21 protein-coding genes are annotated in these 19,827 nt (G+C 71.8%); 15 read left to right on the forward strand and 6 right to left on the reverse strand.

Annotated elements, in window-relative coordinates; translation table 11 throughout:
• Positions 1–264 (reverse strand): hypothetical protein (locus tag M0R80_24670; GenBank protein ID MCK9462829.1); only part of this gene is annotated, 264 nt, incomplete at its 3' end.
• Positions 265–336: 72 nt separating this feature from the next.
• On the reverse strand, positions 337–1,539 hold the full coding sequence (locus M0R80_24675) for an NADH:flavin oxidoreductase (protein ID MCK9462830.1): 1,203 nt from the start codon (positions 1,537–1,539) through the stop codon (positions 337–339).
• Between the two features lie 73 nt (positions 1,540–1,612).
• Here M0R80_24675 and M0R80_24680 point away from each other — a divergent pair, with 73 nt between their 5' ends.
• Positions 1,613–3,340: a hypothetical protein gene (locus M0R80_24680; protein ID MCK9462831.1), complete on the forward strand. Its 1,728-nt coding sequence runs from the start codon at positions 1,613–1,615 to the stop codon at positions 3,338–3,340.
• A gap of 22 nt (positions 3,341–3,362) precedes the next feature.
• Here M0R80_24680 and M0R80_24685 read toward each other — a convergent pair whose 3' ends face one another.
• Positions 3,363–4,076: a hypothetical protein gene (locus M0R80_24685; GenBank protein ID MCK9462832.1), complete on the reverse strand. Its 714-nt coding sequence runs from the start codon at positions 4,074–4,076 to the stop codon at positions 3,363–3,365.
• 85 nt (positions 4,077–4,161) lie between these two features.
• Here M0R80_24685 and M0R80_24690 point away from each other — a divergent pair, with 85 nt between their 5' ends.
• Genes M0R80_24690 through M0R80_24710 form a run of 5 tightly spaced genes read left to right on the forward strand, consistent with a single transcriptional unit; the run spans position 4,162 to position 8,702 of the window.
• Complete coding sequence (locus M0R80_24690; protein ID MCK9462833.1) at positions 4,162–5,448, forward strand: FAD-dependent oxidoreductase; 1,287 nt, start codon at positions 4,162–4,164, stop codon at positions 5,446–5,448.
• A gap of 39 nt (positions 5,449–5,487) precedes the next feature.
• Positions 5,488–6,195: a glycosyltransferase gene (locus tag M0R80_24695; protein ID MCK9462834.1), complete on the forward strand. Its 708-nt coding sequence runs from the start codon at positions 5,488–5,490 to the stop codon at positions 6,193–6,195.
• Between the two features lie 2 nt (positions 6,196–6,197).
• Positions 6,198–7,124, forward strand: coding sequence for a polysaccharide deacetylase family protein (locus M0R80_24700; GenBank protein ID MCK9462835.1), 927 nt, complete (start codon positions 6,198–6,200; stop codon positions 7,122–7,124).
• Positions 7,125–7,141: 17 nt separating this feature from the next.
• Positions 7,142–7,543, forward strand: a complete 402-nt coding sequence (locus M0R80_24705; protein ID MCK9462836.1) for a hypothetical protein — start codon at positions 7,142–7,144, stop codon at positions 7,541–7,543.
• Between the two features lie 16 nt (positions 7,544–7,559).
• A complete protein-coding gene (locus M0R80_24710; protein MCK9462837.1) occupies positions 7,560–8,702 on the forward strand; it encodes a cysteine desulfurase in 1,143 nt (380 codons plus the stop codon).
• Between the two features lie 6 nt (positions 8,703–8,708).
• Here the strand turns inward: M0R80_24710 and M0R80_24715 are convergent, their stop codons facing one another.
• The gene (locus tag M0R80_24715; GenBank protein MCK9462838.1) at positions 8,709–8,960 is read right to left on the reverse strand and encodes a hypothetical protein; all 252 of its coding nucleotides are present in this window, start codon (positions 8,958–8,960) and stop codon (positions 8,709–8,711) included.
• 5 nt (positions 8,961–8,965) lie between these two features.
• On the reverse strand, positions 8,966–10,243 hold the full coding sequence (locus M0R80_24720) for a hypothetical protein (protein MCK9462839.1): 1,278 nt from the start codon (positions 10,241–10,243) through the stop codon (positions 8,966–8,968).
• Between the two features lie 107 nt (positions 10,244–10,350).
• Here M0R80_24720 and M0R80_24725 point away from each other — a divergent pair, with 107 nt between their 5' ends.
• The 3 genes from M0R80_24725 to M0R80_24735 all read left to right on the forward strand — a co-directional run bounded on the left by M0R80_24725 (position 10,351) and on the right by M0R80_24735 (position 13,485).
• Entirely contained in the window at positions 10,351–11,850 is a 1,500-nt protein-coding gene (locus tag M0R80_24725) for a dipeptidase (protein MCK9462840.1), read from the forward strand.
• A gap of 71 nt (positions 11,851–11,921) precedes the next feature.
• Entirely contained in the window at positions 11,922–12,533 is a 612-nt protein-coding gene (gene wrbA / locus M0R80_24730) for an NAD(P)H:quinone oxidoreductase (GenBank protein MCK9462841.1), read from the forward strand.
• A gap of 115 nt (positions 12,534–12,648) precedes the next feature.
• Positions 12,649–13,485: a bifunctional methionine sulfoxide reductase B/A protein gene (locus tag M0R80_24735; GenBank protein MCK9462842.1), complete on the forward strand. Its 837-nt coding sequence runs from the start codon at positions 12,649–12,651 to the stop codon at positions 13,483–13,485.
• A gap of 5 nt (positions 13,486–13,490) precedes the next feature.
• On the opposite strand, the gene M0R80_24740 is transcribed toward M0R80_24735, so the two are convergent.
• On the reverse strand, positions 13,491–14,426 hold the full coding sequence (locus tag M0R80_24740) for a hypothetical protein (protein MCK9462843.1): 936 nt from the start codon (positions 14,424–14,426) through the stop codon (positions 13,491–13,493).
• Between the two features lie 156 nt (positions 14,427–14,582).
• On the opposite strand from M0R80_24740, the gene folP reads away from it, so the two are divergent.
• The 6 genes from folP to M0R80_24770 form a co-directional block, all read left to right on the forward strand.
• Positions 14,583–15,401, forward strand: coding sequence for a dihydropteroate synthase (gene folP / locus M0R80_24745; protein ID MCK9462844.1), 819 nt, complete (start codon positions 14,583–14,585; stop codon positions 15,399–15,401).
• Positions 15,394–16,278, forward strand: coding sequence for a diadenylate cyclase CdaA (cdaA, locus tag M0R80_24750; GenBank protein ID MCK9462845.1), 885 nt, complete (start codon positions 15,394–15,396; stop codon positions 16,276–16,278). Before folP ends, cdaA begins: the two co-directional genes overlap by 8 nt.
• A 2-nt stretch (positions 16,279–16,280) precedes the next feature.
• Positions 16,281–17,291, forward strand: a complete 1,011-nt coding sequence (locus M0R80_24755; GenBank protein ID MCK9462846.1) for a CdaR family protein — start codon at positions 16,281–16,283, stop codon at positions 17,289–17,291.
• Between the two features lie 13 nt (positions 17,292–17,304).
• The gene (locus tag M0R80_24760; GenBank protein MCK9462847.1) at positions 17,305–18,510 is read left to right on the forward strand and encodes a hypothetical protein; all 1,206 of its coding nucleotides are present in this window, start codon (positions 17,305–17,307) and stop codon (positions 18,508–18,510) included.
• Between the two features lie 12 nt (positions 18,511–18,522).
• Positions 18,523–19,431: a DMT family transporter gene (locus M0R80_24765; GenBank protein MCK9462848.1), complete on the forward strand. Its 909-nt coding sequence runs from the start codon at positions 18,523–18,525 to the stop codon at positions 19,429–19,431.
• Between the two features lie 78 nt (positions 19,432–19,509).
• On the forward strand, positions 19,510–19,827 hold a 318-nt coding region (locus M0R80_24770; GenBank protein ID MCK9462849.1), incomplete at its 3' end, for a hypothetical protein.

Here is a 19,827-nt window from a genome sequence, read left to right on the forward strand (position 1 = left end):
GACGCCGAAGCCGAGCGGGCCCGGGGGCAGGGCGTCGCAGTCGTAGCTCGTGTCGGTGTCCGAATCCGAGTCGGTGTCCGAATCCGAGTCGGTGTCCGAGTCCGAGTCGGTGTCCGAATCCGAGTCCGAATCCGAGTCCGAATCCGAGTCCGAATCCGTCCCGCCGAAGAACTTCGGCGGCGGCACCTCGCCGCACGCGGCGAGTTGGATCGCCAGGACCGAGAGCAGCACCGCGACGTCTTGGATAGGCTTGGCGTTTCCCATTCGTCGTTCCTTCAGTATTATGGTGCCTTCGAGGGCGGGCGCGCGATAAAAAACGAGACGATGTCGAAGCGGTCATTTCCGCTTCTGGTCTTCGAGGCAGACGCAGCGCACGCCGGCGCCGGCCATCTCGGCCACGCAGCGGTTGCAGTGATCGCAGTCCGACGCGTCGATCTCGCCGCGGCGCACCTTCTCCGGGAAGTCGGGATCCCGGATGAGCGCGCGGCCGAGCGCGACGAGGTCGAAGCCCGCCTCGATCCCGCGTTCCATCGCCGCGCGGGACGCGACGCCGCCGACGAGCACGAGCGGGAGCGCCACGGCGGCGCGGATCCGCAGCGCGCCCTCGAGGAAGAACAGCTCCTCGAAGGGGTAGCGCGCGACGAACAGGTTGCCGAACAGCGAGAGCCCGATCTTCCGGAGGACGCCAGGCTGCGTCCGCGCCATCTCCCGCGTGGGGACGCCGCCCCGCAGCATGTAGAGGCACGACCGCGCGCTCACGAAGCCCCCGCTCAGCACGAGGCCGTCCGCGCCCGAGCGCTCGAACGCCCGGGCGATCTCGACGGCGTCGTCGATCTCGAGCCCGCCGCGCACCTCGTCGCGCAGGTTCATCTTCACGAGGATCGGCTTCCCGGCCCCGACGGCTTCGCGCGCGGCCGCGAGCACCTCGAGCGGGAAGCGCAGGCGGTTCTCGAGCGATCCGCCGTAGCGATCCGCGCGGCGGTTCGTCCGCGGGCTCAGGAACTGGCTGAGGAGGTAGCCGTGCCCGGCGTGGAGCTCGATCGCGTCGAACCCGGCGCGCGCCGCGATCCCGGCCGCGCGGCCGAAGTCGGCGGCGAGCCGGGAGAGGTCCGACTCGTCGGCGGCCCGGGCCAGGGCGAGCCCGTACAGGTTGAAGCGCCGGGATGGGCCGACGGGCCTTCCCCCGATGGCAGCGCTGCTCGCGAAGTCGCCGGAGTGGCCGATCTGGATCGCGGCGGCGCAGCCCTCCGCGTGCACGGCCTCGGCGAGGCGCGCGAGCGGCCCCTCTGTCCGCTCGTCCACGACGATCTGCGAGTCGAACGTGAGGCCGTCCCTCGATGGCGCGCAGTAGGAGAGGGTGGTCATGGCGGCACCGCCCGCCGCGACCCGCCGATGGTGCGCGACGAGCGCGTCGCCCGGGACGCCCCCGGGGCTCAGCCCCTCGTAGCACGCGGTGCGCACGATCCTGTTGCGCAGCTCGAGCGCGCCGAGGCGCGTCGGGGAGAACAGCTTTTCGAACGCCTCCGTCACGGCGCGCATTGAAGCAGCTCGGGCGCGCCGCCACAAGATGCGAAGGGGCATGGCCTCCCGTGTTGTGGTAGAATCCCACCCGATGCGATTCCCGATCCCGGCGAGATTTCGGTGGAGCGTCATCGCGCTCGCGGCGCTCGCTCTCGTCCCGGCGTGCGGCGACGACGGCGTGACCGGCGGCGACGCGGGGACGGACGCGGACACCGACGCGGACTCGGACGCCGACACGGACTCGGACTCGGACGCCGATGCCGGCGACACGGACAGCGAGAGCGACACCGAACCGTTCATCCCGCCCGAGACGACGCTCACGCGGACGATCGTGCCGCGCGTCCCGGCAACGGATCAGTCGGGCGACACCTCCACGCGCCCAGAGTGGGGGCTCGTGGACGCGGGGCCCGGAGAGCCGTGGATCGAGCGCGACGACCTCGGCGTGGGCGACGCCGGCGCCGACCCCGTCGACGAGCCGTCCTCCGTCGCGCTGCTCTGGCAGATCACCGACGCGCAGATCATGGACGAGGAGTCGCCCGCGCGCCTCATCAACGGCGACTTCTACGAGGAGTCGGCGTTCAGGCTGCAGGAGCCGTGGCTGGCGCTGTTCGTCGAGGCGGCGATCCGCACGGCGAACCGGTTCTCGGCCGTGCGGCCGTTCGACTTCGCGCTGCAGACCGGGGACATGATCGACAACTCGCAGGGAAACGAGCTCGAGTGGTACGCCGCGCTCATGGACGGCGACGAGGTCGATCCGGACTCGGGCGACGACGATGATCCGATCCCCGGGCCGGGCAACGACCCGCACGATCCCTTCGTCGCCGAGGGGGTCGACCCCGCGGTGCCGTGGTACGCGGTGATCGGCAACCACGACGTGCTCCTGCAGGGCAACGGGCCGCTGGTCGACCCGCTGGTCGCCGATCCCACGGGCGACACGACCTCCACCCTGTCGAAGGCGGTGGTGCCGACCTGCCTCGACGCGCCGTGGTACGCCGACGAGTCGCTCCTGCCCGGGCGGTGCTACCTCCCCGCGAAGAGCTACTACACGAGCTCCACCGTCGTGCCGGACCCGGCGCGCGCCCTCCTCGAGCGAACGGAGTGGATCGACGCGCACTTCGGGACCGCGACGCTCCCGGACGGGCACGGCTACACGGAGATCAACGCCGCGACCGGCCGCGGGAACTACGTCGTGCACGGCGTCGTGCCGGGCGTGCCGTCCGCGCTCGTCGTGCTCGATCTCGTCGACGTCTCCGGACAGTGGGGCACCATCAAGGGCGATCACCTCGCGTGGTTCGACCTCGCGCTCGCCGAGGCCGAGGCCGCGGGGGAGCTGATCATCGTCGCGGCCCACTACGCGTCGGCGGGCATCGACGACGACGACGAGCGCGCGGCGTTCCTGGACGTCATGCACGCCCACCCGAACGTCGTCGTCCACATCGCGGGGCACGTGCACGCGAACCGCATCACGCCCCGGCCGGCGGGCGCGGAGCTGCCGGTCGAGAACGGCTACTGGGAGATCGAGACGTCCGGCCTCGTCGACTGGCCGCAGCAGATGCGGTTCGTCGAGATCGTGGACAACCGCGACGGCACGGGCGCGATCTACTGCACGATGGTTGACTACGAGGTCCCGGAGGATCTGCCCATCGTCGCGGGCGGGCGGTTCTACTCGCTCTTCGACGTGCAGGGCGGAGGCTCGACGAACGGGTACGGGGATCTCGACGATCGCAACGCGGTCCTCCGATTCGCCTGGCCGCCCGGGCTCGCCGCGGCGCTCGCCGAGCTTCCGCACCGCGACGTCGCGTCGCTTACCTGGCTCTGATTGTCCTTTCGGCGCGCCGGGTTCAGAACCGCAGGGAGACGGCCGCGGCGCCGGGCGCGGCGAACGCCGTGATCTCGAACCGATCCGCACGGGGCGCCTGCCCGTAGAGCCGCCGGTAGGCGTTCCAGTCGCGGATCGCCCGGGTCGGCTGGGTCGCGACCTGCAGCTCGCTCGTCACGAACAGGATGCCGAAGTTGTAGAGGCCGTCCTCCCAGTCGGTCGTGTCGAACGCGAACGCGAGCAGCAGCCCGGCGGCGGCCGCCACGCCGAAGTTCAGGAGGTGCGCGATCCAGCCTCGGCCCAAAGCCTCGGTCTCGGCGCTCCGGCGGAGCCACTCCTCGGCCGCGGCGAGCTTCGCGCGGCGCGCCTCGGGCGTGTCCTCGGGCAGTGCGCGGAGCCTGCGCGGCGCGTACGCCGGCACGAACGGCAGGGCGAGCAGCATCGTCGCACCGATCGCGCTGACCCCGGCGCTGACCGCGTTGACCGGCATGTCCGGGCTCTCGCGGTCGGCGATCGCGAGGGCGCCGAACCCGGCCGCCGAGCCGGCCTGGACGCCGATCCAGCCGATCCACCAGACGTTCGCGAGCACCTTGCCGTCGTCGAGGTTCCGCTGGATGCGCGCGATCCGCGCCGTGACCTCGGCGTCGCCGAGCTCGTCCGAGCGGCACGTCGCTGCAGCGAGGAGGGCCGAGGCGAGCGCGGCCGCCGCGACGATCTTTGTGAGAGGCCGTGTCATCTTCCGCGGGTAAGCATGTGGCGAAAACCGCCGCGCGACAACCCGCGCCGCTTGACACCGGGTGGCGCGGAAACGATTCTATGGCGTGCCGACGCGTTCGCAGATCGTGATCCTCGGCGCGGGCCTCGCGGGGCTCGCGGCCGCCAACCGCCTGAAGCGCGGCTACCGCCTGTTCGAGGGCGCCGCCACGCCGGGCGGCCTGTGCGACACGGTGGCGGACTCCGGGTTCAAGTTCGACCGCACGGGACACCTCCTGCACCTCTCGCGGCCCGCGGTGAAGCGCTTCGCGCTCGATCTCATGGGCGATCGCCTCGTCGAAATGGAGCGGCGCGCCCGGATCTTCTCGCACGGCGCGTACACGCACTACCCGTTCCAGGCCAACACGTTCGGGCTGCCGCCGGAGATCGCGGCCGAGTGCCTGCTCGGTTTCGCCGAGGCGTACGCTGCGCGCGGCGGGGAGCGCCCGGCGGCGGGGACCTTCGAGGAGTTCATTCTCGCGAGCTTCGGCCCCGGGATCGCGCGACACTTCATGGTCCCGTACAACGAGAAGCTCTGGGGCGTGCACCCGCGGGAGATCACCGCCGCGTGGTGCGACCGGTTCGTGCCCACGCCCGGGCTCGCGGAGGTCGTGCGCGGCGCCCTGGTCGCGCCCCAGGACCGCCTCGGCTACAACGCGACGTTCTTCTACCCCAAGGGCGGGATCGGCGAGCTGCCGGCGCGGATGGCCGCTCGAATCAACGTCGAGCTCGGCGCGCGCGTTACGGCGATCGACTGGCGCGCCCGGAGGGTCCGCGCCGGCGGCGCGTGGGTGCCGTATCGGGCGTGCATCGCCTCGGCGCCGCTCGACAGGACGCTCGCCATGCTCGTCGATCCGCCGGGGCGCATCGCGCGCCTCGCGGCCGGGCTACGGTGCACCGGGCTGCGCTACCTCGACGTCGCGCTCGATAGCAGGCCCGGCACGAGGCACCACTGGAGCTACGTCCCGGAGCGACGCTTCCCGTTCTACAGGGTCGGCGCCTACAGCCACTTCTCGCCGTCCATGGCGCCGCGCGGCAAGGGGTGCCTGTACGTCGAGCTCGCGTCGAGGCGCCCGATCCGGCAAGCCGCCGTGATGCCGCGCGTGATCGCGGGGCTCATCGAGATGGGCGTGATCCGGCGCGCGAGCGACGTCCTGTTCGCGCGGCCCCGCTTCATCCCGAGGGCGTACGTCGTGTACGACGCGGCGCACGAGCGCTCCGTGGAGGCCGCCGTCCCGTGGCTCGAGGAGCACGGAATCCTGCCGGTCGGCCGCTACGGGCGCTGGGAGTACGCGGCGATGGAGGACGCGATCGAGCAGGGGTTCGGGGCGGCGGAACAAGCGCAGAAAATGTAATATAAACCTTTTGTTAAAAGGTATTTGTGAATGAATAACGTGAACACGGAAATCAGCATCGTCATCCCGATCCACAACGAGGAGGGGATCCTCTCCGCGGCCGTGCACGACCTGCTCGCCAAGATGCCCCGCCTCGGCCGCACGTTCGAGATCGTCCTCGCGGAGAACGGCAGCTCGGACCGGACGATCGAGCTCGCCGAGGAGCTCGCCGCGGCCCACGCGGAGGTCTCGACGTTCTCCGCGCCGGAGCCGGACTACGGGCTCGCCCTGCGGGAGGGGATCGAGCGCGCCCGGGGCCGCTACGTCATGTGCGACGAGATCGACATCTGCGACGTCGGCTTCTACGAGCGGGCGCTCGCGCTGCTCGACGCGGAAAGGGCCGATCTCGTGGTCGGTTCCAAGACGATGAGCGGGGCCAACGATCGCCGGCCGTTCAGCCGGAGGGCCGCGACGCACGTCATGAACGGGCTCCTGCGGATCCTGCTCGGGTTCAAGGGCACGGACACGCACGGGCTCAAGGCGTTCCGCCGCGAGGCGCTGCTCGAGACGGCGCGGCGGTGCATCGTCAACCGCGATCTGTTCGCCTCCGAGCTCGTGATCCGGGCCGAGCGCGGCGGCGTGCGCGTGCAGGAGGTCCCGATCACGATCGTCGAGAAGAGGCCGCCGTCCATCGACCTCGTGCGCCGCGTCCCGATGGTGCTCAAGGGGCTGGTGCGGCTCGTGGCCGCGATCCGGCTGGGCGTGTGACGATGGGCGTGCTCTGCATCTCGATCGACCTCGACGAGGCGCGCTGCTACTGCGACATCCACGGGCTCGACGCCCCCGAGCTGCGGGAGAGGTCGCCTGTCCACGAGCGGGCGTTGCCCCGCGCGCTCAGATTCTGCGAGGAGCTCGGGGTGCCGCCGACCTGGTTCGCCGTCGGCCGGGATCTCCAGGCGTGCCCGGGCGCGTCCGCGCTGCTCAAGGAGTCCGCGCGCTGCGGCGGGGAGGTCGCGAACCACACCTGGGGCCACAGGTACGATCTCACCGCGCTGCCCGCGAACGAGGCCGAGGCCGAGGTGGTCCGCGGCGGCGACGCGATCCGCGAGGCGATAGGCGCGGCTCCTCTGGGCTTCCGCGCGCCGGGGTACAACGTGAACGCCGCGCTCCTCGCGAAGCTCGGGGAGCTCGGCTACGCCTACGACTCGTCCGTCTTCCCGTGCCCCGTGTATTTCGCGGCCAAGGCCGCGGCGATCGCCGCCAAGTCGATCGCCGGGAAGCGCTCCGCGTCGCTCGTCGGGGATCCGAGGATGGCGACCGCGCCGACCGGGCCGTACCGCGTCGGGTACGAGGGCCCGTGGTCGCAGGGCCAGGGGATCGCGGAGCTCCCCATCGCGGTCGTGACCCGCGCCAGGCTGCCCTTCATCGGCACCTCGATCGCGATGGCCGGGCCGCGCGGCGCCGGACTCCTCGCGGGCCGGGCCGTGGGGCTCGCGTTCGTGAACCTGGAGCTGCACGGGATCGACTTCGCGGACGCCGAGGGCGACGGGCTGACCGCGCTCCAGGCGCACCAGCCCGATCTCAGGATCCCGCTCGTCAAGCGGCTCGCGGCGCTCGAGCGCGCCGTCAAGACGCTGCTCGACGGCGGGGCGCAGCCGATGACGCTCGTCGACGCCGCGCAGCGGCTGTTCGTATGAGGCGAAAGGAGCTTCCCATGGGGAACAAGGTGAGTCCGGCCCTCGCGAAGGCGCTCGGCGCGGCGGCGGCGGAAGGCGAGGTCACCTGCTCGGACGCGGAGGACGTCGCGCGCGCGCTCGGGCTGCCGCCCGCCGAGGTGGGCGAGGCGATGGACGCGCTCGGGCTGCGCATCGTGAAGTGCCAGCTCGGGCTGTTCGGCTTCGGCACGTCGCGCCACTCCGGCGCCGTGATCACGGCCGCGCCCGAGGTCTCGGCCGATCTCGAGCGGGAGATCCGCGCGGCGCTCGTGGACGGGCGGATGCCGTGCCGTGCGGCGTGGGAGATCGCCGAACGGCGAGGGCTCGGGCGCATCGAGGTCGCCGAGGCGTGCGAGGCTATGCTGATCAAGATCAAGCCGTGCCAACTCGGCGCGTTCTGAGGCGGCGGGGGCGCCCTTGACCGTCTACCTCGACTACAACGCGACGACCCCGCTCCTGCCCGAGGTCGTCGACGCGATGATGCCGTTCCTGCGCGAGCGGTTCGGCAACCCCTCGAGCGGCCACCCCTTCGGCCGGGACGCGCGGGAGGCGGTCGACGCGGCGCGGGGCGAGGTCGCGGCGCTCCTCGGCTGCGCGCCGGAGGAGATCGTGTTCACGTCGGGCGGCACCGAGGCGAACAACCTGGCGATCCGCGGGATCGCGGCCGCGCGACACGGCGCCGGGCGCATCGTGACCTCGGTCGTGGAGCACCCCGCCATAGCGGCGCCGTGCGCCGCGCTCGAGCGACAGGGGTGGACCGTCGAGCGCCTGCCCGTCGACGCGCAGGGCAGGGTGCCCGCCGACGTCGCCGCCGCCGCGCTCGGGGCGGACACGGCGCTCGTGACGATCATGCACGCGAACAACGAGACCGGGACGGTGCAGCCGATCGCCGAGATCGCGGCGGCCGCCGAGGCCCGCGGCGCCCTCGTCCACACGGACGCGGCCCAGTCGGCGGGCAAGCTGCCCGTCGACGTCCGCGCGCTCGGCGTCGATCTCCTCTCGATCGCCGGGCACAAGCTGTACGCGCCGAAGGGCGTCGGCGCGCTCTACGTGCGGCGCGGCACCGCGATGGAGCCGTTCCTTCGCGGCGCGGGGCAGGAGAGCGGGCTGCGCCCGGGCACGGAGAACGTCGCCGGGATCGCCGGGCTCGGCGCGGCGGCGGCCGCGGCGCAAAGGGATCTCGCGGCGCTCGCGGCCCGGCTGTCGTCGCTCACCACGCGGCTGTGGGACGCGCTCGCGCGCGGCGTGCCCGGAATCGCGCTGAACGGCCACCCGGTCGCGCGGCTGCCCAACACGTTGAACGTCCGGTTTCCTGGGGTCCGCGGCGGCGCGCTGCTCGCGGCGGCGCCGGAGATCGCGGCGTCCACGGGCGCGGCGTGCCACGCGGGGGGCGAGGAGGCGTCGGTCGCGATCACGGCGATGGGCGTCCCCGCCGAGGCGGCGCTCGGCTCGGTGCGGCTCTCCATCGGCCGCGGCACGACGGAGGCGGACGTCGATCTCGCGGCGGCGGCGTTGAGCCGGGCGTGGCGGGAGCTCAGTGATGGGAGGACTGGGAAGTAGGGGAGGTCATGGGAGCGCGGCGCTGTCCGGGCCGGCATCGGCGCCGGCATCCGAGTCGGTGTCGGTGTCGGTGTCCGCGTCCGTGTCCGAATCCGCATCCGTATCCGCGTCGGTGTCGACGTCCGTGTCCGAGCCTTCGCCCGAGTCCAAATCGAGCCCGGCGTCGTACCAGAAGCTCCCGTCCCATCCGCCGCACGAACCGAGGAACAGCGCGAGGAGGAGGAGGGCCCGGAGCACCGTTGCAGTCAGCGCGCGCACCGCGGTCACTCCGGCTCGATGACGTTGTGCAGCTGCGCGCCCGTCATGTCGCTGTAGGTGTAGGGCCCCAGGCCGATCGGCACGGCGATGGACGTCTCGGTCTCCGGATCGAACTTGTAGGTCGAGTTGCCGGTCTGCGACACGGTCCAGACGTAGCCCGCGTAGTCGACGGCGACGCCGATCATGTCGTACGCGCCGACCGCGTAGTTCGCGACCGGGGCCATCGTCTCCTGGTCGAGCTTGTACAGCCTGCCGCTCGTGTCCGCGGCCCAGACGTAGCCCGCGCTCATCCCGACGCCCACGGCGATGCCGCGCAGGAACTCGGCGCCCGAGACGTCCATCGAGTCCTCGGTGTCGGTGTTGATGTCGTAGCGCGAGACGCAGTTTCCGGTGGCTCCTCCCGTGCCGCCCGTCCAGACGCGGCCCAGCTGGTCCACGGTGATCCCGTAGCCGCACGAGACGTCGCGGATGAAGATCGAGAGGCTGTTCGTGTTGACGCGCACGACGCGGCCCCACGTGTCGTAGATCCAGAAGCCGTTCGTCCCGTCCATCGCCCCGCCGTACGCGCACGACGTGGGCAGCTCCACGGACGCCACGATCTCTCCCGTGTCGCCGTCGAGCTTGTGCGCCAACGCGTTCGTGCTCCCGCCGCACATTCCCACCCAGACGTGCCCGCCCTCGCCGGTGTCCGGGTCCTCGGTGCCGTCCCACGCCGTGGCGCGCGCCCCGCTGGCGGTCGAGGGGTCGCCGCCTGTCACCGGCATGGGCGTGCTCCAGAGCATGCACTCGTCCTCGCCCCACGGCAGGACGTCGCCCGGACCGGACGACGTCTGGATGATCGTGTCCTCGTTCCTGTCGACGCACCTGTCGAGCGTCGCCGCGAACTTCACGACCGAGGACGGCGTCATGGCGTCGTACTCCGGGCTCCGGTTCGTGACGGCCATGTCACCGGCGAGGTTGACCGAGGTGCGCGACGGATCGCAGCTTGTGACGGCGCAGGTCCTGTAGCGCGCGACCTCCTCCTCGAGGATCGTGTCCACCTTGGACAGCGTGCCCTCGGCGCTGTTCGAGACCCACATGTACGAGAACTCGACGTTCCCCGCGTCCGCGTCCGAGTCCGAATCCGAGTCGGCGTCCGAATCCGAGTCGGAATCTGTGTCCGTGTCCGGGCCGGTGTCCGAGTCCTCGGTGTCCGGCTGCCCGCGCGATTCGACGGCCTGGCACGCCGAGATCGCCAGCGCCGCCAGCGCGGCGACGACGGCGCTTCTCGTTCCGAAAGACATCGGCCGCCCCCTTCCCATGGGTGCTACCTCCTGTTTCGTACCCGGACAGAATAGCGCGGAATCGAAACGGGCTGGGGAAAAAGAGGGCGCGCCCTTAGAATGGCTCCATGATGCGCTGGAACGCGATCGCCGCCGTCGCGCTCGGGATGGCCGCCGGCTGCGGCTCGGGAGACGGCGCCGAGGAGCGGAAGCTCGACCTCGTCGGCGCGGTGGAGCGGAAGGCGGGAGCCGTCGCGGCACCTCCGCCCGAGGCGACCGCCCCCTCCGTGCACGAGACGGCGTTCGTCGTGGATCTCATCCAGGACTTCGTCTTCCGCAAGCGGCGGGACGGATGGACCCTGCTGTCGAAGGAGGCGCACACGAGCCTCGAGCGCGAGAAGGCGGGCGGCGTGGATCTCGTCCTCGCGGCGCTGCCGGGAGGCGCCGCCGGCCGACGCGATCTCGACGACGACCTCGCGCAGATGGAGGCGCTCGTCGGCGGGACGTCCGGCGCCGCCGTGATCGTCAAGAGCCTCGCCGAGGCGCGGGCGGCGCGCGCGCGGGGGGCGCTGCCTGTCATGCTGCTCCTCGAGGGGGCGGACGCCGTCGCCGCGGGGGATCTCGCGGCCGAGCTCGACGGGCTCGCGGGCCGCGGCGTCGCGGCCGTGGGGATCGTCGGGGAGCGCGCGAACGCGTTCGCGGATCCCGCGTCCTCACCGGGTGATCCGGGCGGCCTGACCGAGCGAGGCGCCGAGCTCGTGCGACTGTGCCGAGAGAGGGGGCTGCTCGTGGATCTGACCCACGCGTCGAGGCGGGCGTTCTGGGACGCGCTCGTCCGGGAGGGTGCGCTCGTGGCGGTCACGCACGCGGCGGCGCGGGCGCTGCGCGATCACCCGCGGAACCTGGACGATCTCCAGATCCTGGGGCTCGCGCGCGGCGCCGGCGTCGTGGGGATCGTCTTCAACCCGGACTTCCTGAGGCCCGGCGACCCGGCCGCGGCGACCATCGACGACGTGGTCGCGCACGCGGCGCACGTGCGGCGGCTCGGCGCGCTCGAGGCGCTGGCGCTCGGGACCGACTTCGGCGGCGTGAACCCCCCGGCCGGGCTCGAGCACACGGGCCTCCTGCCGGAGCTCACGGCACGGCTCGCGCGCGAGGGGTGGAGCCCGGAGGAGCTCTCCGCCGCGCTCGGCGGCAACGCGCTGCGCGTCCTCGAGGCCGCGGAGGCGGGCCAGGGGTCGGCCGAGGCCTCGCTGCGGACGCCGCTGCGCCCGATCCCGATCACGTGCGACGCGGTGAGCGGGGAGTTCTCCGGCGCGCTCGACGCGGCGTGCGACGGCTACGTGCTCGCGGACGGGCCGAAGCTCGCGGCGTCGTCGGCGCAGCGGTTGCGGCTCGAGGACGTTCGGCTCGCGCCGGCGAAGCTCGAGCTCTTCGGCGAGCCCGGGACGCCGTGGCAGGTCGAGGCGCAGGATCTGTCGGGCAAGGTGCTCATCCGCCGCATCGTCGCGCTCGGCCCGGACGGCCGCGGCGAGCTCCCGCTCCCCGAGAAGCGCAAGCTCACGCGGCTGTTCGTCTTCCCGACGCGGGTCTCGGTGCTTCGCGAGGCCGTGGTCTGGGGTCGTTAAACAGGAAAAAAAGTTCAAGATAACTTGACCCCGCGAAAGCGGTCCTTAGGTTTCTCCGAAAGGAGGAACCGATGAGAACATTGATCCTTTTCTATTCGACCTACGGACACGTCTTCCGCATGGCGGAGGCGGTCGCCGAGGGCGCTAGGAGAGCGCTCGGCAACGACGTGGTCGTCCGGCGCGTGCCCGAGACGCTGCCCGACGACGTGCTCGCGAAGATGGGCGCGCTCGACGCGCAGAAGGCGTTCGCGCACGTCCCTTCGGCGACGCTCGACGATCTCGTGGCCGCGGACGCGATCCTGTTCGGCACGCCGACCAGGTTCGGCAACATGGCCGGGCAGATGCGGCAGTTCCTCGACTCGACGGGCGGGCTGTGGGCGCGGGGCGCGCTCGTCGGGAAGGTCGGCGGCGTCTTCGCGAGCACGGCGACGCAGCACGGCGGGCAGGAGTCGACGATCCTGAGCTTCCACACGACGCTCCTGCACCACGGCATGGTGATCGTGGGGCTGCCGTACGCGTTCGCCGGGCAGACGCGGATCGACGAGATCACCGGCGGCTCGCCGTACGGCGCCTCGACGATCGCGGGCGGGCAGGGCGAGCGCATGCCGAGCGAGAACGAGCTCGAGGCGGCGCGGTTCCAGGGCGAGCACACGGCGAAGATCGCCGCGCGTCTCGCGAGCTGAGGCCGCGGTGAGGGACGAGCACATCCTGGCCGAGGGCGCGCTCGTGCTCGCGTCCGTCGCCGTCGCCGCCGTCGCGGCGCTGTACGTCGGCGTCGCCGACGCGGGGAAAGGCAAGATGCGCACAAAGCCGCTCACGCCCGAAGAGGCGCGGGTCATCGTCGGCAAGGGAACGGAGCGACCGTTCTCGGGCGCGTTCGTCGATCACCGCGCGGACGGCACGTACACCTGCAAGCGCTGCGGCGCGCAGCTCTACCTCTCCGCGGACAAGTTCGACGCCGGGTGCGGGTGGCCGAGCTTCGATGACGCGTTAGATGGCGCGGTCGCCGAGACGCGCGACGCGGACGGCGCGCGCACCGAGATCACCTGCGCCCGGTGCGGGGCCCACCTCGGCCACGTCTTCCGCGGCGAGGGGCTCACGCCGAAGGACACCCGCCACTGCGTCAACTCAATCTCGCTGGAGTTCGCCCCCGCGAGGGGCCGCGCGCTCTTCGCCGGGGGGTGCTTCTGGGGCGTCGAGGCCGCTTTCGAGGGACGGCCGGGGGTCCTGGACGTCCGCTCGGGTTACACCGGCGGGAGCGCCGCGAGCCCTTCGTACGAGCAGGTCTGCGGCGGCGCCACCGGCCACGCCGAGGCGGTCGAGGTCGTGTTCGATCCGGCGCGGACCACGTACGAGGAGCTCGCGCGGCTCTTCTTCGAGATCCACGATCCCACGCAGGTCGACGGGCAGGGGCCGGATCTCGGGACCCAGTACCGCTCCGCGATCTTCTACCTCGACGCGGAGCAGAGGCGGATCGCCGAGAGGCTCGTCGCCGCGCTCGAGGCCAAGGGGTACGACGTCGCGACGGAGATCGCGCCCGCCGGGCCGTTCTACGCGGCCGAGGCGTACCACCAGGACTGGTACCGCAACCACGGCGGCGGCTCGGTCTGCCACCGGCGCGTGGAGCGGTTCTGAGCTGATCACTCCTCCAGGACGTGCTCGCCGACGCTCGACGAGTCGGCGGTGGCGACGAAGTCCAGATCGCCGGGGATCGGGTGGACGGCGCGCAGGCGACGCGACACCACGAGCTCGACCGCCCACCCCGCGGGGAGCGCCTCCATGATCTCGCCCGGGATCTCGAACTCCCCGTCGTCGGCGACGTCGCATCCGATTTCGTACTTCGCGGCGGACCCCGCGCCCGCGTCGACCGCCTTCAGCCGGATCCTTGCGGCGCCGCCGGCGGCCCCGCCGGTCCACGCGATCTCGAGCGCGGCGCGCGGGAGCGTCGCGTCGAGCTCCGGGGCCGTGATCTCGAGCAGCGCGGGCAGCACGACCAGCGGGTCGAGCTCGAAGCCGGCCGCCTCGTCGCCCGAGACCGAGAGGGCGACCGCCTCGCCGTACCGCGGCTCGATCCCGAGCTCCCCGAGGTCGGCGAAGTAGTTGACGACGAGCCCGCCGGTGATCTCCTCCAGCGCGACCTCGTCGCCTCCGGAGATCAGGGTGACGGTCCCGGCCGTCAGCCACTCGAGCGTGCCCTCGGCCCAGGTGCCGATGCCGTCGAAGTACGCGAGCTCGCAGCTGTCGATCCCGTCGGCCGGGACGATGACCTCCTTCGACCGGTGCAGGATGTACGGCGCGGTCACGTCGTAGAACTGCGCGAGCGCCTGGAACCCGAACAGCTCGCCGCGGTTCCGGACGTCGAGATCGAGGAACCCGCCCACTCCTGTCTGGTAGAGGGTCCCGGCGTCCTCGTAGGTCCCGCCGTCGGAGTCGGCGCCCGAGTCGGAGTCGGAGTCGGTGCCCGCGTCCGGACCCCCGTCGCCGGGCCGAGCGGAGTGGTCGGTGCCCTGGCACGAGGCGAGGGGGAGGAGCGCCGGCGCCGCGAGCGCGAAGATCAGAAGCCGTTCCCTGAACAAGGATTACTCCCTTCGTGCCGCGACAATCGTACCACGCCGATCCTCGAGGCGGGAAAAATCCGCGCCGGGCGCGCGCCCGGTACGGTTGTTTCGGGGTATCGCTCAGTGTATTGTGTGGCGGTGAAATCGCGAAACAACGAGAGTCGCCCCGTCGTGATGGGGATTCTCAACGTGACGCCGGACTCCTTCTCGGACGGCGGCCTGTTCGTCGATCCGGAGAAGGCGGTGGCCCACGGCCTGCGCATGGTCGAGGAGGGAGCCGACGTCGTCGACGTGGGCGGCGAGTCCACCCGGCCAGGCAGCGCGCCCGTCGCGGCGGCCGTGGAGATCGAGCGCGTGCTGCCTATCATCCGGGCCCTCAAGGCGCGCGCGGACGTCGCCGTTTCGATCGACACGAAGAAGCCGGAGGTCGCCGAGGCGGCCCTGGCCGCCGGCGCCGAGATCGTCAACGACGTCTCCGGCCTGCGCTACGACCCGCGCCTCGCGGCGGTCGCGGCGAAGGCGGGTGCCGCGCTCGTGATCATGCACTCGCGTGGCACGCCGGCCGACATGCAGTCGAACCCCGCGCACCTCGAGTACGCCGACGTTGTCCAGGACGTCGCCGCCGAGCTCGCGACGGCCGTCGAGGTCGCGCTCGCCGCCGGGGTCTCGCGGGAGAGGATCTGGCTGGATCCGGGCATCGGGTTCGCCAAGACCGCGGCCCAGAACCTCGAGCTGATCGCGCGCCTCGCCGAGCTCGCGGCGGTCGGGTACCCGCTGCTCGTCGGGCCTTCCAGGAAGTCCTTCATAGGCGCGATCACGGGCGCCCGGGCCGGCGAACGCACCGGCGGGACGGCGGCCGCGGTCGCGATCGCCGTGCTCAACGGGGCGCGCGCCGTGCGGGTCCACGACGTCGCGGTGATGCGCCAGGCGGCGCTGATCGCCTCGGCGTTGCGCGGGGGGAGGGCCGAGCCCGCCCGGTGCGGCGATGCCTGAGTTCCTCCAGAGCCTGCTCGAGGACTCCGGCGGCTGGGTTTTCGCGCTGATCGACCTCATCGTCGTTTACTACATAGTCTACGTCGCGCTCCTCCTCATCCGCGGCACGCGGACCGTGCCCATGGCGGTCGGGCTGCTCGTGCTCATCATCCTGTACGTCGTCAGCCAGGCGATGGGGCTCGCGACGACGTACATGCTGCTCGACCAGTTCATGTCCGTGGTCGTCATCTTCACGCTGATCATCTTCCAGGACGACATCCGGCGGGCGCTCGTGCGCGTCGGGAAGTTCGCGTGGTTCGCCAAGGCGCAGGAGACCGCGGTCGTCGAGGAGGTGATCCGCGCCGCCACCGCGCTCGCCGCGAAGCGCATCGGCGCGCTCATCGTGTTCGAGCGGGAGGCCTCGCTCAACGAGTTCATCCTCCAGGCCGGCACGAAGCTCGAGGCGTCGGTGACCAAGGAGCTCCTGTACGCGATCTTCATCCCCGCGCTCGAGAACCCGCTGCACGACGGGGCCGCGATCATCAAGAACTACCAGATCCGGCAGGCGGGAGTGTTCGTGCCGCTCTCGGCGAACCCGCGCATCGACAAGACGCTCGGCACGAGGCACCGGGCGGCGCTCGGCATTACGGAGCAGACCGACGCGGTCTCCGTGGTCGTGTCCGAGGAGCGCGGCACGGTCTCCGTGTGCTTCGGGGGGCACATGAGCAAGGATCTCGACGCGGCGCAGCTGCGCAAGACGCTGCTCAGCCTGTTCTCGCAGGAGAAGGCGCGCGCGCGGCGCGACGCGGCCAAGGAGCGCGAGACCAAGGCGCCGAGGACGCCGCCGCTCGGGGGCGACAGGAACGACGCGGGCACCGTGCCGCCGGCGGAGGGCTGACGATGGCGCCGCGATGGAACGACGTGAAGAGCTTCCTCACGCGGTCCTTGACCGAGAACCTGCGGCTCAAGACGATCGCGCTCGTCATCACGCTTGTGCTCTTCGTGATCGTGCGGTTCCAGGAGAAGGTCGACAGGTGGATCGACGTCGAGGTCGCGGTGATGCGGCCCACGGCGAAGGCGGATCTCGTCGTGACGAGTGACATGCCGGACAAGGTCCGGGTCTCGCTCCGGGGCCGCACGTCGGTCATCAAGGCGGTCAAGTCGGGCGACGCGGGCCAGGTCGTGGTGGATCTGAGCGGCCGCGCGGCGGAGGGGACGTTCACGTTCTACTTCGCTCCGGAGATGTTCGACTTCCCCTCCGGCGTGGAGATCCTGCACATCAGCCCGGAGTCGGTGCCGATCCGCATCGAGAAGATCGTGTCGCGCAGGGTCGTCGTGAACGTCCGGACCAAGGGGATCCTGAAGCCCGGCCTCGAGCTCGAGGGGACGCCGGTCGCCGTGCCGCCGGAGGTGACGGTCTCCGGGCCGACGTCGGTCGTCGACGGCGTGGCCGGGCTCGACACGGAGGAGATCGACGTCGCGGGTCTCGCCGTCGGCGAGCACGAGGTGCGCGTGCCGCTCAGGCGGATCCCCGGGCTGCAGGTGAAGTACGTCGACGAGCTCGCGATCGTCGTCCGGGTGCGGTACACGCCGGGACAGCGCGAGCTCGCCGCGCTCCCGGTCCGCGTCCGGAGCGACGGCGCGCTTGTGGAGAGCGGCGCCGAGGCGCGCCCGGGGAACGTCGACGCGATCCTCTCGGGGCCCCGGGTGGTGCTCGACGCGCTCGTTCCGAAGGCCGTCGTGCCGGTGGCCGAGGTCGACGCCGCGGAGGCGGCGCGCGGCGGGAGCTTCGTCGCGCCGGTGCAGATCGAGGGATTGCCGGCCGGCGTGGTGATCAAGTCGATCGTCCCGCAGACCGTGAGGGTGAGGATCGTCGCGGGCGCGAAGAAGAACGCCGCGGCGCAGAACTGAGGAGGACCAGGAGATGCAGCGGATGGCGCGGCTGATTGGAATCTTGGTGTTCGCCGTCGCGACGGCGGCCGGCGGCGCGGCGCTCTCGCAGGAGGCGCTCGAGCCCGTGGGCGACGGGGAGGGGGTGGACAGCCAGCTCCTGTGGGCGGCGCCCGGGCCGAGCAACTTCCCGACGCTCGCCTCGGCCGACATCCTCGGCCACAAGGGCGTGTCGTTCGGCGTGGTGTTCGACTACTACAGGCGCCCGCTCGCGCTCGAGATCGGCCAGAGCGACGGCTCGAGCGACACGTCCTGGGTCGTCGAGTACGCCGCGACCGCGGACTTCACGTGGGCGTTCGGCATCGCGGACTGGGTGCAGCTCGGCGTCGTGCTGCCGGTGGTCCTCGATCAGTCCGGCGTCGGCGCCACGCCGCTCATGCCGCTCGGCGTCGACGACTCCACCTACAAGCTCGCGGGCTCCGCGCTCAAGGACATGCGGTTCGACGCCAAGGTGCGGTTCCTGGGCGGCCGCACGGACACGCCCGAGAAGCGCGGCTTCGGCCTCGCGGCCGACCTGGCGATGGCCGTGCCGACCGGCGACGAGCTCAACTTCGCGGGTGAGGAGGGGTTCGTCTTCGCCCCGAACGTCGTCGCCGACGTGCACAGCTGCCCGATCTCGGCGGCGCTCAACGTCGGGGCGCGCCTGCGCACCGAGAAGTCGAGGCTGGCGGATCTGACCGTCGGCCACCAGATGACCGGCGGCGTCGGCGTGACCGGGCACCTGCTCGACCGGCGCATGCTCGTGAGCGCCGAGGGCGTGCTCGTCGCGGAGATGGACGGCTTCGATCGGATCGGCTTCGAGTACCGCGCCGCGGTCGGGTACGTCCCGGATCAGGCGAGGGCGGTCACGCTCTGGGTCTCCGGCGGCTCGGCCGCGGGGACGGGGGACCTGCTCGGCACGCCGCAGCTCAGGTTCCTGCTCGGCCTCACCTACGCGCCGCGGCCCGAGGAGGAGGACGTCTACGAGCCGGAGCTCGAAGCCGCGCCGGAGCCGGAGCCAGAGCCGGAGCCGGAGGCGGTGGAGCCGGAGCCGGAGACGGAGACGGTCGTGCCACTGCCGGAACCGGAACCGGGACCGGAACCAGAAACCGCCCCGGCAGCCGAGACCGCGCCGGCGGCGCCGCCGGCAGAAGCCGAGACCCCAGCCCCCAGCCCCGCGCCGGAACCTTCGCCGTACTGAGCCGGAAGACCCGTGAGCGGAGTCGATCACCTCGGCGAGCTCGCCGCGCTGGCCACCGCCGGCTGCTGGACGATCACCGCCATGGTGTTCGAGACGGCCGGCAGGCGGGTCGGCTCGCTCACGGTGAACCTTGTCCGCCTGGCCTTCGCGACGGTCCTGCTCGGCGCGTGGGGCGCCGTCACGCGCGGCATGCCGCTCCCGCTCGACGCGACGCCCGAGGCGTGGGGGTGGCTCGCGGCGTCCGGCGTCGTGGGGCTGACGTTCGGCGATCTCTGCCTCTTCCGGGCGCTCGTGCTCATCGGCGCGCGCCTGTCGCTGCTCGTCATGTCGCTCGTCCCGCCGATGACCGCGATCCTGGGTTGGCTCGCGCTCGGGGAAGGGCTCGGGACGACCGATCTCATCGGCATGGCGCTCACCGTGGGCGGGGTCGTGTACGTCGTCATCGAGCGCCGGCCGGCGGGCAGCGGCGATGGCGGGCTCTCCCGGCGCGATCGGCGGCTGGGCGTTCTGCTCTGCCTCGGCGGCGCGTTCGGCCAGGCCGCGGGGCTCGTCCTGAGCAAGGTCGGCATGAAGAGCTACGACGCGTTCTCGGCGACCCAGATCCGCGTCATCGCCGGGATGGCCGGCTTCGCGCTGATCTTCTGCGTCATCGGCTGGTGGCCGCGCGTGGCCGCCGCGATGAAGGACGGGCGCGCGGTGGCGATCATCGGCGCGGGATCGGTCTTCGGCCCGTTCCTCGGCATCTCGCTGTCGCTCATCGCCGTGCAGAACACGGAGGCCGGAGTGGCCGCGACGATCATGGCTATCGTGCCGGTGCTGATCATCGTCCCGTCGGTGCTGATCAAGAAGGAGAGGATCTCGGCCCGCGCGATCATCGGCGCGGTCGTCGCCGTCGCCGGGGTGGGGGTGATGTTCCTGTAGACGAGTTGCCCCGCGGCGGGCGGCTGGGGTATAGAGGGATCGGGGTCGATAGCCGTTAACAACGAACGGAGGACGATTATGAAGAAGACGACTTTGGCGCTCGCGTGCTGCGCGGTTCTCGTGATCATCATAGGCGCCGTGCTCGCGCCGTCCTGCAAGGAGGAGGCCGCGGGGCCCGACTGCGTCGCGTACGAGGACTGCGGCGCGGGCTGGTACTGCGACATCGAGGAAGGGACGTGCGAGCAGGAGTGCACGACCAGCGATCAGTGCGTCGATCTCCACGCCATGTACTGGACCTGCAACGAGTGGGGCGAGTGCGTGAACGGCGGCACGGACAGCGACACGGACAGCGACACAGACAGCGACACGGACACCGATACCGACACGGACACGGAC

It is taken from the genome of Pseudomonadota bacterium (assembly GCA_023229365.1).
Lineage (GTDB): Bacteria > Myxococcota_A > Polyangia > JAAYKL01 > JAAYKL01 > JALNZK01.

Bases quoted from the DNA above. Each gene is read 5' to 3' on its own strand.
- M0R80_24675 (MCK9462830.1), bottom strand. From the start codon at position 1,539: ATGCGCGCCGTGACGGAGGCGTTCGAAAAGCTGTTCTCCCCGACGCGC.
- M0R80_24680 (MCK9462831.1), top strand. From the start codon at position 1,613: ATGCGATTCCCGATCCCGGCGAGATTTCGGTGGAGCGTCATCGCGCTC.
- M0R80_24685 (MCK9462832.1), bottom strand. From the start codon at position 4,076: ATGACACGGCCTCTCACAAAGATCGTCGCGGCGGCCGCGCTCGCCTCG.
- M0R80_24700 (MCK9462835.1), top strand. From the start codon at position 6,198: ATGGGCGTGCTCTGCATCTCGATCGACCTCGACGAGGCGCGCTGCTAC.
- M0R80_24705 (MCK9462836.1), top strand. From the start codon at position 7,142: ATGGGGAACAAGGTGAGTCCGGCCCTCGCGAAGGCGCTCGGCGCGGCG.
- M0R80_24720 (MCK9462839.1), bottom strand. From the start codon at position 10,243: ATGTCTTTCGGAACGAGAAGCGCCGTCGTCGCCGCGCTGGCGGCGCTG.
- M0R80_24725 (MCK9462840.1), top strand. From the start codon at position 10,351: ATGATGCGCTGGAACGCGATCGCCGCCGTCGCGCTCGGGATGGCCGCC.
- wrbA (MCK9462841.1), top strand. From the start codon at position 11,922: ATGAGAACATTGATCCTTTTCTATTCGACCTACGGACACGTCTTCCGC.
- M0R80_24735 (MCK9462842.1), top strand. From the start codon at position 12,649: ATGCGCACAAAGCCGCTCACGCCCGAAGAGGCGCGGGTCATCGTCGGC.
- folP (MCK9462844.1), top strand. From the start codon at position 14,583: ATGGGGATTCTCAACGTGACGCCGGACTCCTTCTCGGACGGCGGCCTG.
- cdaA (MCK9462845.1), top strand. From the start codon at position 15,394: ATGCCTGAGTTCCTCCAGAGCCTGCTCGAGGACTCCGGCGGCTGGGTT.
- M0R80_24755 (MCK9462846.1), top strand. From the start codon at position 16,281: ATGGCGCCGCGATGGAACGACGTGAAGAGCTTCCTCACGCGGTCCTTG.
- M0R80_24760 (MCK9462847.1), top strand. From the start codon at position 17,305: ATGCAGCGGATGGCGCGGCTGATTGGAATCTTGGTGTTCGCCGTCGCG.